This window comes from Geomonas propionica, from assembly GCF_016458235.1.
In the GTDB taxonomy this organism is placed as follows: domain Bacteria; phylum Desulfobacterota; class Desulfuromonadia; order Geobacterales; family Geobacteraceae; genus Geomonas; species Geomonas propionica.
In genome coordinates, this window is the sequence record NZ_JAEMHK010000020.1 from 91511 (window position 1) to 103970 (window position 12460).

The window sequence follows — 12460 nt, forward strand, 5'->3', positions numbered from 1 at the left end:
GATACTTCAGATAGGATAGAGCTATGGGAAAACCTACCGGATTCATGGAATACAATCGCGAACTGCCAGCCGACCGCGAGCCGCTTGAGAGGCTCAAGGACTGGAACGAGTTCCACCTGCACCTGCCGGAAGAGCATCTGCGCACCCAGGGCGCCCGCTGCATGGACTGCGGCATCCCGTTCTGCCACACCGGCATGCTGGTGAGCGGCATGGCCTGCGGCTGCCCCATCAACAACCTGATTCCCGAGTGGAACGACCTGGTGTACCGCGGTCTGTGGAAACAGGCCCTGGCCCGTCTGCTTCGGACCAACAACTTCCCCGAGTTCACCGGCCGGGTCTGCCCCGCCCCGTGCGAGGGATCCTGCACCCTGGGCTCCATCGATCCGGCGGTCACCATCAAGAACATCGAGGTGAGCATCATCGACCGCGCCTGGTCGGAGGGGTGGATCACCCCCAACCCGCCGCAGGTGCGGACCGGCAAGAAGGTCGCCGTGGTCGGCTCCGGCCCCGCCGGCCTTTCCGCCGCAGCCCAACTCAACAAGGCCGGGCACCAGGTCACCGTATTCGAGCGCGCCGACCTTCCGGGGGGGCTTTTGATGTACGGCATCCCCAACATGAAGCTCGACAAGCGCGAGGTGGTGCTGCGCCGCGTCAAGCTGATGGAGCAGGAAGGGATCAACTTCGTCTGCAACACCGCCATCGGCGGCGCCGACTACCCGGTGGAGAAACTGCGCGGCGACTTTGACGGCGTGGTCCTCGCCACCGGCGCCACCCTCCCCCGCGACCTTCCCATCGACGGGAGAAGCCTGAAGGGGATCCACTTCGCCATGGACTTCCTCACCGCCAACACCAAGGCGGTCCTGAACGAGGGTGCCGACTTCATCTCCGCCGAGGGGAAAGACGTCATCATCATCGGCGGCGGCGACACCGGCACCGACTGCGTCGGCACCTCGCTGCGCCACGGCTGCAAGTCGGTAACCCAGTTGGAGATCATGCCCCGCTTCCCCGACACCCGCGCCGCCGACAACCCGTGGCCGGAGTGGCCCAAGCTGCACAAGGTCGATTACGGCCAGGAGGAAGCGGCGGCGAAGTTCGGCGCCGACCCGCGCGTTTTCGTCACCACCGCGACCAAGTTCGAAGGCGACGCCAGCGGCAACGTGACGGCGGTGCACACCGTCCAGGTGGAATGGAAGCAGAACGAGAAGGGACAGTTCATACCGGTCCCGGTGCCGGGGACGGAGCTGGTTCGCCCGGCGGGCCTGGTGCTGCTCGCCATGGGCTTCCTCGGCCCCGAGCAGGAACTTCCCGAGGCGCTCGGCCTCGAGCGCGACGGCCGCAGCAACATCAAGGCCGAATTCAACCGCTACGCCACCAACATTCCGGGCGTCTTCGCCGCCGGCGACTGCCGCCGCGGCCAGAGTCTCGTGGTGTGGGCCTTCAACGAAGGGCGCGGTGCCGCGCGCGAATGCGACCGTTTCCTGATGGGAGAGACCGAACTCGCGTAGTTTTGTTGCAGCAGCAGACAAAAAAAGGCACCCGGAAAACCGGGTGCCTTTTTTTGTCCAGAGGCCCTTTACCAGGTGGCCACGAAGCGCAGAACGCGAACTCATGTCCTCCCCTTTGCGAAGGGGAGACAGAGGGATTTGCTGTTGGGGCGCACCCCAAAACTGTGGCTGGTAGAGTGTGGCATGCCACAACTTCGCGCCCCTCATTAAAGACCCCACCCCTCCGATTCACGCCATACCGCGCACGTCCTCCTCGAACAAATTCCAAACTTTTCCAGCACCTTAACAAGGCGCCACCACCGGAAAAGGCAATCCCCCCCCTCCGTTAACCCCAATGGGAACGAATCGTGTTTACCAAATACTGAAACAGCGGACGACACAGGCACGCAAAGGTCCAGGCGAATGGGGACACAAACTCAGAGGGAGAAGCCATGACAGCACAGACTAATTACACCAGCAACGATTTCCACCGAATCCGCCATATGTACCGCTCCTCTACCGGCGTCACTCTGGGGCATCACACCAGGGACCTGGTCTATAACCGCATATCGCAACGGATAGATGCCACCTCGGCGCAGAGCTTTTCCCAGTACCTGGACCGATTGATGACGGGCGGCAAAAGCGAGTGGGGCGCCTTCACCAGCGCTCTCGGTGCAGCCCCGAGCTCTTTTTTTAGCAGAGCAGACCACTTCACGGCGCTGAAGGAGTACCTGCAAGCCCTCCAGGTTCCCGGCGCCCTGCTTTGGTCCTGTGCTGCCGGCACCGGAGAGGAAGCGTACTCGATGGCGATGACCGCACACGACGCATTGGGGGGCAACGTCCGCTCCATCAAGATCCTCGCTACCGACATCGATTTCTCCGCCTTGGCGATTGCGGAAGACGGAGTCTACACCGCGGACCGGCTACGGCACCTCCCCCAGCGGTACAAGGAGAAATACCTTGTCCGCCTTGCCTGCCACGAGGAGGCATACCAAGTCGTGCCGGAGATCCGGCGCATGGTCTCCTTCCTTCCCTGCAACCTCGCGGCGCGGGAGTGGGTGCTGAAAGGGAAATACGAGGTGATCTTCTGCAGGGAAGTCTGCGACCACTTCGATGCCCAGACCCAGCAGGAGTTGGTCGGGCGGATGGCGGGAATGCTGAAACCGGGCGGGCTGCTCTTCATGGGCGAAGCCGAAGCGGCCTTGGACGGCGACCAGCGCTTCGAGCGCAGAGGGGACAAGGCCTACACTCTCAAGCTGCGTTTCTAGAAAAGCAGCATCTAAAAAAGGCACCGGTACCGGCGTCACCGGCAACGGTAGTGTCTCCTGCCCCCGCAAAATTATTCATTTCTGCCCCTGTTCCCGGGGGCAATTTTCATCTACTTTGAGGCATACCCCGGCGAGGATCCTGATCCCCTCCTCGATGTCGGCGGCCGCCATGCCGCCGAAACCGAGCATGAGACGGGTCGCGGCAGGGGCGGCGCCGACGCAGGTCGCACTGAAGGGAAACAGGTTTATTCCCTTTGCCGCGGCGGCGCTCATGATCGAGTTCTCGGTGCACGGCATGTCCCGCAACTGAAGGACCATGTGCAGTCCAGCACCAGCACCGATCACGGTGGCCCTGGCGTCTAAGTGTTTCTCGATCGCCTTCAGCATGACGTCGTGCTTTTTCTGGTAAACGATGCGCATGCGCCGGATGTGGCGCTCCCAATGTCCTTCCGCCATGAACTTTGCCATCGCCTTCTGCTCGAGGAGCGAGACGGTGGGGAAATAGTCGCGGTACAAGGCGTTGAAACCCGGCAGCAGGGCGTTCGGCAGCACCATGTAGGAAAGGCGCAGCGCCGGCGAGAGTACTTTCGAGAAGGTTCCCAGGTAGATGATGTCCGCGTCGGGGCGCAGCCCCTGCAAGGAAGGAATCGGTTTGCCGTGATAGCGCAGTTCGCTGTCGTAATCATCCTCGATGATCACGTTGCCGCCGGAGTCGGCCCACTCGATCAGATTCAACCGGTTGGCGATGGGCATCACCTGGCCCAGCGGCATCTGGTGAGAGGGAGTGACGTAGGCGATGCTGCCCCGGCTCGCGCGCAACGCTTCCAGGTCCATCCCCCCTGCCCCGACCTCGACCGGGAGGATCTCGAAGCCGTTGTTTTGGAACACCACTCGCGGCAGATGGTATCCGGGATTCTCGACCGCCAGTGTGGAGTGACCGCCTCGCAGCAGGTGCGCCACCAGGTCCAGGCTCTGTTGCAGGCCGGCGCAGATGAAGATCCGTTCGGGGTCGCAGATCACCCCGCGGGAGCGCTCCAGGTACCGTTGCAGATTGCAGCGCAACTCCAATCACCTTGGAAGCCGCCGTAGTGGGAAAGTTCCACCGGGCTCTCGCGCAGGGTCTCCAGAAGGCAGCTGCGCCACTGCGCCACCGGGAAACTCGCCGGGTCGAGGCGCGCGGGATGGAAGTCGAACCTGAATATGGGTTCCGAGCCGGAGGGGCGCTGCGGCTTGCGCGCTGCTGTGACTCGCGACACGGACGCGGCCGGTTGGTCGATGGCGGACACGAAGTAGCCGCTGCGCTGCCTGGAGTAGATATAGCCTTCCGCGGACAGTTCCTGGTACGCCCCCTCGACCGTGTTGCGACTCGTCGCAAGCTCTGTCGCCAGGTCCCGGACAGAAGGGAGCTTGGCATGCGCAGGAAGCGTCCCAGACAGCACCTGCTCCTTGATCTGGTTGTAGAGTTGCCGATAAAGAGGGACCTTGTCGTTGGTATCGAGGACGAACATAAACCTTCCAGTCACACAGTGGCTATGCAAGATCAATAACAGGAGGTAGAAGAAATGATTCCCGAAAAGCTGCTGGAAATTCTGAAACAGGATGGCGTGGTCGCCATCGCCACCTTGGGAGAGGATGGTCCGCACCTGGTCAACACCTGGAACAGCTACATCCGCATCTCCGACGAGGGGCGCATATTGATTCCCGCCGGCTACATGAACCGGACCGAGGCCAACGTCGCCTTCAACCCGGAAGTCCTCATCACCGTGGGCAGCAGCAAGGTGCAGGGGCTGCACGGACCGGGCGCAGGTTTTCTGATCAAGGGCAAAGCCGCATTTATAACGTCCGGACCCGAATTCGATCAACTAAAATCGAAGTTCAGCTGGCTGCGTGCCACCCTTGCCGTCACCCCCGACACGGTCACCCAGACCTGGTAGGGCTAGCTCCGGCAATCAGTAAAGAAAAAGGCAGCCCTACACGAGTCACCACCGTCTCGTGTAGGGCTGCCTTCGTTCCCTCTTATCATAGCCCCCTTAGATCAAAGCACTTCATCAGATCGCAAGCTACCCATAAACCCTCACCCCTACCCGCTCGATATGCTCCCGTAACGGCCGGTGCCGGATCGAAGCCAGGGCCTTGACATCGAACGTGTAAGGAAGCGGAAGTTCATCAAGCTCGCTGGCGATGGCTTCGGCCTGCAGGGGGTCTTCTATCCCTTCGAGGGCGAGGTCGATATCGGAGGCGGGAGTTGCGGTTCCCTTGGCGCGGGAACCGAAAAGTATGGCGCCGGTTATAGCGGGATGTCGGGCCAACACCTGTCGAATTGCGTTCAATTCGGACTCATGGAGTTCAGGTGCAGACTTCAAAGCTCTCTCCGCTCAATGAACCAGAGATGCAATTCCTCAATAGCATGCAGGTAGCGGTCGCGAATGGCGAGCAGAGCCTTGTCGAAGGTTGCCTCATCATAGGTGTGAGCCAGAAGATTCCGGTGGTCCAGCATATCGATCCAAACCTGTCCGTCTGATAGGATGCGCGCAGCAAACGCCTGTTTGATCACATTCCGGGGCGTAACCGGAGCAATCAATCCCCCCTCGTACTCCATAAAATCCTTCAGCGTCTTCCAGGCGAGTTCCACAGCGAATTCGAATCGTTGGATCGTGCCTTCCTTTTCCAGGTTGGAAAGCGTCGTCACGTCCCGCTCAATCGGTTCGCGGAGAAGGACTACAGCTCTATCGAAGTTCTGGAACCTTTGCTGCCAGCGGATATCCAGTTGCATCGCTTGCTCCTGTCGTTTCCAAGATGACAGGAATCTATCACGTATTCCGCCGAATATCAGCTGTTTTTGTGAATGTCTCCCGCAACCTGATGAAGGGCGGAGCGACTCAGCCTCAAAGAAAGCCCGGATTGACTTTTATCTTTTTCGCGACTTATACTTGGGACGCTCCGAAGCCCACCTCCAACCTCCACCTGGCTCAGAAGGACCACTCCCTTTGATCCGTTCGCGATACATCAAAACTGCCCTCCTTATCACGCGGCGCTTCCTGCCGGCACTTCTTCTGCTGGCCATGTGCGTAATAATGCCGTGCTCAGCCTGGGCTGCGGCCGCCGGGACCATCGTCGTCGGCGGCGACCACAACTATCCCCCTTACGAGTTCATCGACAAAGACGGCCACCCCGCCGGGTTCAATGTCGACCTGACCCGCGCCATCGCGGAAGTGATGGGGATGTCGGTGGAGATCCGCCTCGGCCGCTGGGACGAGATACGCAGGGCGCTGCGGACCGGCGAGGTGGACATCGTCCAGGGGATGGTCCAGGCGGATGTGCGGGCCAAGGATTACGACTTCTCGCCGCCGCACTCGATCATCAACCAGTCCGTATTCGCCCGCCGCGGCACCAAGCCGGTTCGAGACCTGAACGACCTGAAGGGGAAAGAGGTCTTCGTGCAAAACGGCGGCATGATGCACGACTACCTCCTGGAAAAAAACGTGGGCGCGCGGATCGTCCCGGTGGATACCCACATCGACGCCCTGCGGCAACTCGCCGCCGGCAAACACGACTACGCCCTGGTCGGCAACCTTCCAGGACTCTACTTAAGCCGCGAATTCGGCCTCTCCAATATCGTCCCAGTCGGCAGGCTTTTCGCCGGTCAGCCGTATTGCTACGCGGTGAAAAAGGGAAACGAGCAGATCCTGTCCCAGTTCAGTGAAGGGCTCGCCATCCTGAAAAATACCGGGCGCTACCAGAAGATCCATGACAAGTGGCTCGGCGCGCTGGAACCTCCCACCGTCTCATGGCGCAAGATCCTCACCTACGCGGCCATCACGGCGCTGCCGCTTTTATTGCTGCTGAGCGCCATCGGCTACATCAACCGCAGGCTCGCCAGGGAGGTCGCGCTACGCACCCAGGAGATGCAGTTGCAGCAGCAGCAACTGATCCAGGCGGACAAGATGGCCTCGCTCGGGGTCCTCGTCTCCGGTATCGCCCACGAGATCAACAATCCGACCGGCCTTTTACTCTACAACCTGCCCGTGTTGAAGAAGATCTTCCGCTCCACCGAAGAGCACCTGGAACAGAGGTTTCAAAAGGAAGGGGACTTCATGATCGGCGGGCTGCGCTACTCTCAGTTTCGGGAGGACATCCCGCTGCTCATCGACGAGATGCAGGACGGTGCCACCAGGATCAAACGCATCGTGGAGGACCTGAAGGACTTCGCCCGCAAGGACACCTCGCAGATGGACCAGTCGGTGCTGTTGAACGACGTGGTCCGGGCGGCGCTCAGGTTGGTGGATAATTCCATCCGCAAGACCACCGGCAACGTCGTCACCACCCTCGCCGAGGGACTCCCGGCGGTACGGGGCAACGCGCAACGGATCGAGCAGGTGGTGGTTAATCTGGTCCTCAACGCCTGCCAGGCGCTCCCCGACCCGACCAAGGGGATCTTCCTCAGCACCAGTTTTGATGCCGAACGTAACGAAGTCCTCCTGCAGGTCCGCGACGAGGGGGTCGGCATAGCCAGCGAGGATCTGCACCGCATCGCCGACCCATTTTTCACCACCAAGCGCGAGACCGGCGGGACCGGCCTCGGGCTCTCGGTATCAGCCTCCATCATCAAAGAACACCAGGGCACCATGGTTTTCGAGTCCGAGCCGGGCGAGGGTACCTCGGTGCGGGTAGCGCTGCCCGCCCTTCAAGGAGCATGACTATGATCGACGCACTTAACCCCGCTTTCGAGATTCTGCTGGTGGACGACGAGGAGGCGTGGCTGCGCAGCATCAGCATGACCCTCGCCATGTCGGGAGGCATCAACAACGTGGTGCGCTGCTCCGACAGCACCAAAGTGCTGGAACTGCTCAGGTCCCGCCCCATCGGCCTGGTCCTCTTGGACCTGAACATGCCGAACCTCTCCGGCCAGGACCTGCTCCCCGCCATCATCGAGCAGCACCCCGAGGTCCCGGTCATCGTGCTGAGCGGGCTAAACCAGGTTTCCGTCGCGGTGGACTGCATGCAAAAGGGCGCCTTCGACTTCTTCGTGAAGACCGTCGAGGAGGAGCGCCTGATCCAGGGGATCCACCGCGCCATCCGGATGATCGACCTGCAGCGGGAAAACAGCGAGATGAAATCCCGCATTTTGAGCGACCGGCTGGAATACGCCGAGGCCTTCGCCGACATCCTTACCGTGGACCGGGCCATGTTCTCCATCTTCCGGTACATCGAGGCGGTGGCCGGGAGCAGCCAGCCGATCCTGATCACCGGCGAAAGCGGCGTCGGCAAGGAGCTGGTGGCGCGGGCGGTCCATAAGGTGAGCCGACGCCCCGGCCAACTCGTCTCGGTGAACGTGGCGGGACTGGACGATCAGATCTTCAGCGACACCCTCTTCGGTCACACCAAGGGCGCTTTCACGGGCGCCGAGCTTCCCCGCAGCGGCATGATCGAGCGAGCGGCGGACGGCACCCTCTTCCTCGACGAGATCGGGGACCTGGCCACAACCTCGCAGGTCAAACTGTTGCGCCTGTTGCAGGAGGGTGAATATTTCTCCCTCGGCAGCGACGTGCCCAAGCGGATGAACGCGCGCGTGGTCGTGGCGACCCATCATGACTTGGCGGCCAAGCAGGCCGCCGGAGAGTTCCGCAAGGACTTCTATTACCGCCTGTGCGGCCACCACATCCACATCCCGGCCTTGCGCGAGCGCCCCGACGACATCCCGCTTCTCTTCGATCACTTCCTGGAGGAGGCGGCCCGGGAGCTCAACAAGAAGAAACCTACCGTCCCCAAGGAACTGCCAGTCCTGCTGACCAACTATTCCTTCCCCGGCAACGTGCGCGAGTTGCGCGCGCTGGTGTACGACGCCATGAGCCGCCACGAAGCGCACATGCTCTCCATGGACACCTTCAAGCGGGTCCTCGGCAAAGATCAGAGCCGGCCGGTGCGGCTGGACGAGCAGGGACAACGGAATGTGTTCGTCCCTACCGAGCCGCTTCCCGGCATGCACGAGGTGAGCGATCTCCTGGTCGCCGAAGCGATGCGCCGGGCGCAGGGGAACCAGTCCATCGCCTGCCGCCTCATCGGAGTCTCCCAGCCGGCGCTGAGCAAACGCCTTAAAAAGACAGGGGATTCCTTGCCGTAATCATCAACACCCAACAAGGTTTTACCCTCTCCCGCCGCCTGTGCGGCGGCGAGGGCAGCCGCCGCTTCTATTCCCGCATAACCCCTATAACCTGCGCCCAGGTTATAACCTCCGACAAATCAGACTAACCACCCATAATTCCAAGTGAATTCCCGCGCGACCCCCGCTTTGCCGCCCACAGGTTATACCCCCCTTTGCATCCCCGCTCCCCCGCGCACACCTCATAACGTGCAGAATTACGACCACTTATCCTTTTGTAGACGAGTTGGCAGTTGTCTTGCTATCTCATCAGTGCTGCAGGATGTAGAAAACTATTTTATGGGAAGCTGTGAAATTGGGGATAACGATGCAATTCAACCTGAAGGAGTATGCGGCATGAAAAAGAACAAACTGACCCTCTACATCCTGGTGGCGATGATTCTAGGAATCGTCGTCGGCTACTTCTGTAACCTCAATGCGCCTGACGCCAAGGCCGCCAAAGTCATTGCGGGGTACTTCGACATCATCTCGTCGGTCTTTCTGCGCCTGATCAAGATGATCATCGCGCCGCTGGTCTTCGGCACCATCGTCTCCGGCATCGCCGGCAACGGCGACTCCAAGGCGATCGGCCGGATCGGGATCCGCGCCATGGGCTGGTTCCTCTGTGCCTCCGTGATCTCCCTGGTGCTGGGCATGGTGTTCGTCAACCTGTTCCAGCCCGGCGTCGGCACCTCGCTCCCCGCACCGACAACCGGCGCCACCACCAACCTCAACGTCGCCGCCCTCAACTTCAAGGATTTCGTCACCAACATCTTCCCGACCAGCTTCCTCGATGCCATGGCGAAGAACTCCATCCTGCAGATCCTGATCTTCTCCGTTTTCTTCGGGTTCGCCATCGCCTCGTTCAAAGATGACGCCACCAAAACCGTGGTCGCCTTCGTCAAGGAACTGGTCAACATCATGCTCAAGGTGACCGACTACGTAATGCAATTCGCCCCGGTGGGTGTCTTCGCCGCCATGGCGTCCTGCATCACCGTTCAGGGGCTAGGTGTGCTGACCACCTACGGCAAGTTCATCGGGAGCTTCTACATCGGCTTGGTGGTGCTCTGGGCCGTGCTGATCGGAGCCGGCTACATCTTCCTGCGTAGCTCCACCTGGACCCTGCTCAAGCTGATCCGCGAGCCGATGCTGATCGCCTTCTCCACCGCGAGCAGCGAGGCCGCCTACCCTCAGACCCTGGAATCCCTGGAGCGCTTCGGCGTCAAGGAGAAGGTGTCCGGCTTCGTGCTGCCGCTGGGCTACTCGTTCAACCTGGACGGCTCCATGATGTACCAGGCCTTCGCCATAATTTTCATCGCCCAGGTCTATAACATCGAGCTTTCCATCTCCAAGCAGATCGCCCTGCTCCTGGTGATGATGCTGACCAGCAAAGGGATGGCCGGCGTCGCCCGCGCCTCGCTCGTGGTCGTTGCCGCCACCCTTCCCATGTTCAACCTCCCCGAGGCGGGTCTGCTGCTCATCATGGGCATCGACCAGTTCCTCGACATGGGTCGCACCGCGACCAACGTAATCGGCAACAGCATCGCCACCGCTGTCGTCTCCAAGTGGGAAGGTGATCTGGGTGCGGAGCCCGAGGCGGCAGAGGAAGACGACGCGCTGCTCGTCGCTGTGGCGGTGCAGGATTAGTCCAGTCGCCAACCGGCGTACTGCCCCCCGCCAGATTTGTGAAACAAGAAAGGCACCCGCTCACTGGGTGCCTTTCTTGTTCGTCCTCCATTACCGGAACCGTGGTAAGAAAAAGTTTCACCGCCCTCTAGACAAAACTATTAGCCTCGTTTAAGGTTCACTCCGTGCTTTCAATCCAGCCAGAAAAGGAGGTGCCACCGTGCCAGTCATTCCGGAGCTCTTAGTTGCACACTTCCAGGATTTGGGTATCAACGACTTCATTGCCCTCTTACTCACCCATGCAGCCAAGGTCGATGCGCATGCAGCCGTCAAGGACGGCACGCCGGAGTACTTCTGGATGGGGGAGAAGCTAAGGGCACTGGCGGCGGAACTTGGGCAGTGGCGTGACGCAGCCGCCACGGGCAACCGTGACGCGAAGGCGAAAAAGCTGGAACTTTGGGACACGGGCAAGCTGGCCCTCGCCATGAATATCCAGCATTTCACCATGCTCTCGCTGCACAGGAACGACCCCAACATTTTGAACGACACGGGTTTCGAACTGAAGCAAAAGCAACAAACCAGCAAGCCGTCGACAAATCTGCTTTGGGAAATTCCCTCACTTGCCTTGAAACATGCCCAATCGGCATCGGGCCCGATATCGGGCGCAGTCATGGTCCTGATAAGCCGGCCGAAGAACGCCCCCTGCGAACTGCAGATGTCGTACGATCCTTCCAACGAGTCGTCATGGGGCGGTCAGGGTATCCACCAGAAAGCACGCATCGAATATACCGGCCTTGAGCCGGCCAGCCGAGTATCCTTCAGAGCCCGACTCCACGTCGACGGAAAGACCGGCCCATGGTCGCAGGTCGTCACCATCATCGTTTTGTGAGGCGTCTCCCCGGTGAGAAGAAAAAAGAACGCGGCTGCAGGAAGATGCAGTCGCGTTTTTTGTCCTCAATAACCTTCCTGGCAAGCGTAGATTTCCGGACCCGATCACGTTAACTTGTGCTATGGAACCAGTTGAGGGTATACCATTAAAATGGAGTACTGCCTGGTTGCTGTGTCGTTTGCGGCGCCCTTGGCGTTCCAGTCCCTCTTTTCGAGTTCTAATGTTTTAACAAGACTAAGATGAAACTAAAAAAAAGCGGGCTGCATCAGCCCGCCTAGAAAGTCCATTACTGCCTAGTGATGGTGTCCAACACCTCATTAGCCTCCTTCAGCTTATTTTGGAGTTGTTTAAGCTCCTCAGCGGTGTACTTCTTGGAGCCTTGTTTGATCTCCCCCTGAATCCGGTTGATCTTCTTTTGAATGGATTCAGCCTGAAGGGCACATTCCCTCACACCTTCGTCGGTGTCCATCTTCATTCCTTCGTGCTCGGCAGCAAACGCCGGCATTGCCACAAACAGTCCAACCGCCACTAGTACTACAGCCAGTCTTTTCATACCGTCCTCCTTGGTGGAATACGGAGAGGCAACTCTCCGGCCGTGCAACTAAAGTTGTCGAGTTCTCAGTTGGTAAGCCTGGCACTACCAGGTTTTTGCAGCTGACAGGGGGCTCATTTGCCCCTTAGTCCGAAATCCCCATCAGATCCTTGCTCTGCCACAGTGAGGAGATTGTCTTTTTCTGCGGTGGCCCATTTAATTAGTTGTATCGCAAAGGCGTCTTAATACAAGCGGGCACTCTCTGAACCATTAACCAGAACCCGCGACGCAATCCATCCCTTTTAGAAAATCCGACTCCTGTTTCCCGAGAACCGGATCAACATGGGACCGAACTGGTTCCAGATTAGAGTGATCCGGATCTATTTTTTCAAAAACCTCTTCCGTTTTCAGAAAAACGGTACCCGTTTCGGGAAAAATGGTTCTTCATCAGACCGAACTGGTTCCAGATTAGAGTGAACCGGATCCGTTTTCCCAAAAACCTCTTCCGTTTTTAGAAAAACG

The 12460-nt window shown here is 59.7% G+C and carries 12 protein-coding genes; 7 read left to right on the forward strand and 5 right to left on the reverse strand.

The features are described from left to right. Positions 1-23: 23 nt before the first annotated feature. Together JFN90_RS20750 and JFN90_RS20755 are read left to right on the forward strand one after the other, a co-directional pair. Entirely contained in the window at positions 24-1505 is a 1482-nt protein-coding gene (locus tag JFN90_RS20750; RefSeq protein ID WP_199397029.1) for a glutamate synthase subunit beta, read from the forward strand. 431 nt (positions 1506-1936) lie between these two features. Next, the gene (locus tag JFN90_RS20755; protein WP_199397030.1) at positions 1937-2752 is read left to right on the forward strand and encodes a CheR family methyltransferase; all 816 of its coding nucleotides are present in this window, start codon (positions 1937-1939) and stop codon (positions 2750-2752) included. Positions 2753-2827: 75 nt separating this feature from the next. Here the strand turns inward: JFN90_RS20755 and pdxR are convergent, their stop codons facing one another. Both pdxR and JFN90_RS22320 read right to left on the reverse strand, forming a co-directional pair. Further along, positions 2828-3814, reverse strand: coding sequence for a MocR-like pyridoxine biosynthesis transcription factor PdxR (gene pdxR, locus JFN90_RS20760; protein WP_236019100.1), 987 nt, complete (start codon positions 3812-3814; stop codon positions 2828-2830). Continuing rightward, entirely contained in the window at positions 3769-4260 is a 492-nt protein-coding gene (locus JFN90_RS22320; protein ID WP_236019101.1) for a GntR family transcriptional regulator, read from the reverse strand. Before JFN90_RS22320 ends, pdxR begins: the two co-directional genes overlap by 46 nt. Before the next feature lie 54 nt (positions 4261-4314). Between JFN90_RS22320 and JFN90_RS20765 the strand changes: the two genes are divergently transcribed. Then, complete coding sequence (locus JFN90_RS20765) at positions 4315-4686, forward strand: pyridoxamine 5'-phosphate oxidase family protein (protein ID WP_199397031.1); 372 nt, start codon at positions 4315-4317, stop codon at positions 4684-4686. 126 nt (positions 4687-4812) lie between these two features. Here the strand turns inward: JFN90_RS20765 and JFN90_RS20770 are convergent, their stop codons facing one another. Together JFN90_RS20770 and JFN90_RS20775 are read right to left on the reverse strand one after the other, a co-directional pair. Next, positions 4813-5082, reverse strand: a complete 270-nt coding sequence (locus JFN90_RS20770; RefSeq protein WP_199397032.1) for a nucleotidyltransferase domain-containing protein — start codon at positions 5080-5082, stop codon at positions 4813-4815. Positions 5083-5111: 29 nt separating this feature from the next. Beyond that, positions 5112-5525, reverse strand: a complete 414-nt coding sequence (locus JFN90_RS20775) for a nucleotidyltransferase substrate binding protein (RefSeq protein ID WP_199397033.1) — start codon at positions 5523-5525, stop codon at positions 5112-5114. Positions 5526-5826: 301 nt separating this feature from the next. On the opposite strand from JFN90_RS20775, the gene JFN90_RS20780 reads away from it, so the two are divergent. The 4 genes from JFN90_RS20780 to JFN90_RS20795 all read left to right on the forward strand — a co-directional run bounded on the left by JFN90_RS20780 (position 5827) and on the right by JFN90_RS20795 (position 11406). Next, on the forward strand, positions 5827-7449 hold the full coding sequence (locus JFN90_RS20780; RefSeq protein ID WP_236019102.1) for a transporter substrate-binding domain-containing protein: 1623 nt from the start codon (positions 5827-5829) through the stop codon (positions 7447-7449). A gap of 2 nt (positions 7450-7451) precedes the next feature. Continuing rightward, positions 7452-8873: a sigma-54-dependent transcriptional regulator gene (locus JFN90_RS20785; RefSeq protein WP_199397034.1), complete on the forward strand. Its 1422-nt coding sequence runs from the start codon at positions 7452-7454 to the stop codon at positions 8871-8873. 375 nt (positions 8874-9248) lie between these two features. Then, positions 9249-10538, forward strand: a complete 1290-nt coding sequence (locus tag JFN90_RS20790) for a dicarboxylate/amino acid:cation symporter (RefSeq protein ID WP_199397035.1) — start codon at positions 9249-9251, stop codon at positions 10536-10538. Positions 10539-10737: 199 nt separating this feature from the next. Next, a complete protein-coding gene (locus JFN90_RS20795) occupies positions 10738-11406 on the forward strand; it encodes a hypothetical protein (protein ID WP_199397036.1) in 669 nt (222 codons plus the stop codon). A 286-nt stretch (positions 11407-11692) separates the two neighbouring features. On the opposite strand, the gene JFN90_RS20800 is transcribed toward JFN90_RS20795, so the two are convergent. Continuing rightward, entirely contained in the window at positions 11693-11959 is a 267-nt protein-coding gene (locus JFN90_RS20800) for a hypothetical protein (RefSeq protein WP_199397037.1), read from the reverse strand. Between the last annotated feature and the right edge of the window lie 501 nt (positions 11960-12460).

Coding starts and splice junctions, on each gene's coding strand:
- JFN90_RS20750 (WP_199397029.1), top strand. CDS start 24: ATGGGAAAACCTACCGGATTCATGGAATACAATCGCGAACTGCCAGCC.
- JFN90_RS20755 (WP_199397030.1), top strand. CDS start 1,937: ATGACAGCACAGACTAATTACACCAGCAACGATTTCCACCGAATCCGC.
- JFN90_RS22320 (WP_236019101.1), bottom strand. CDS start 4,260: ATGTTCGTCCTCGATACCAACGACAAGGTCCCTCTTTATCGGCAACTC.
- JFN90_RS20765 (WP_199397031.1), top strand. CDS start 4,315: ATGATTCCCGAAAAGCTGCTGGAAATTCTGAAACAGGATGGCGTGGTC.
- JFN90_RS20775 (WP_199397033.1), bottom strand. CDS start 5,525: ATGCAACTGGATATCCGCTGGCAGCAAAGGTTCCAGAACTTCGATAGA.
- JFN90_RS20780 (WP_236019102.1), top strand. CDS start 5,827: ATGCCGTGCTCAGCCTGGGCTGCGGCCGCCGGGACCATCGTCGTCGGC.
- JFN90_RS20785 (WP_199397034.1), top strand. CDS start 7,452: ATGATCGACGCACTTAACCCCGCTTTCGAGATTCTGCTGGTGGACGAC.
- JFN90_RS20790 (WP_199397035.1), top strand. CDS start 9,249: ATGAAAAAGAACAAACTGACCCTCTACATCCTGGTGGCGATGATTCTA.
- JFN90_RS20800 (WP_199397037.1), bottom strand. CDS start 11,959: ATGAAAAGACTGGCTGTAGTACTAGTGGCGGTTGGACTGTTTGTGGCA.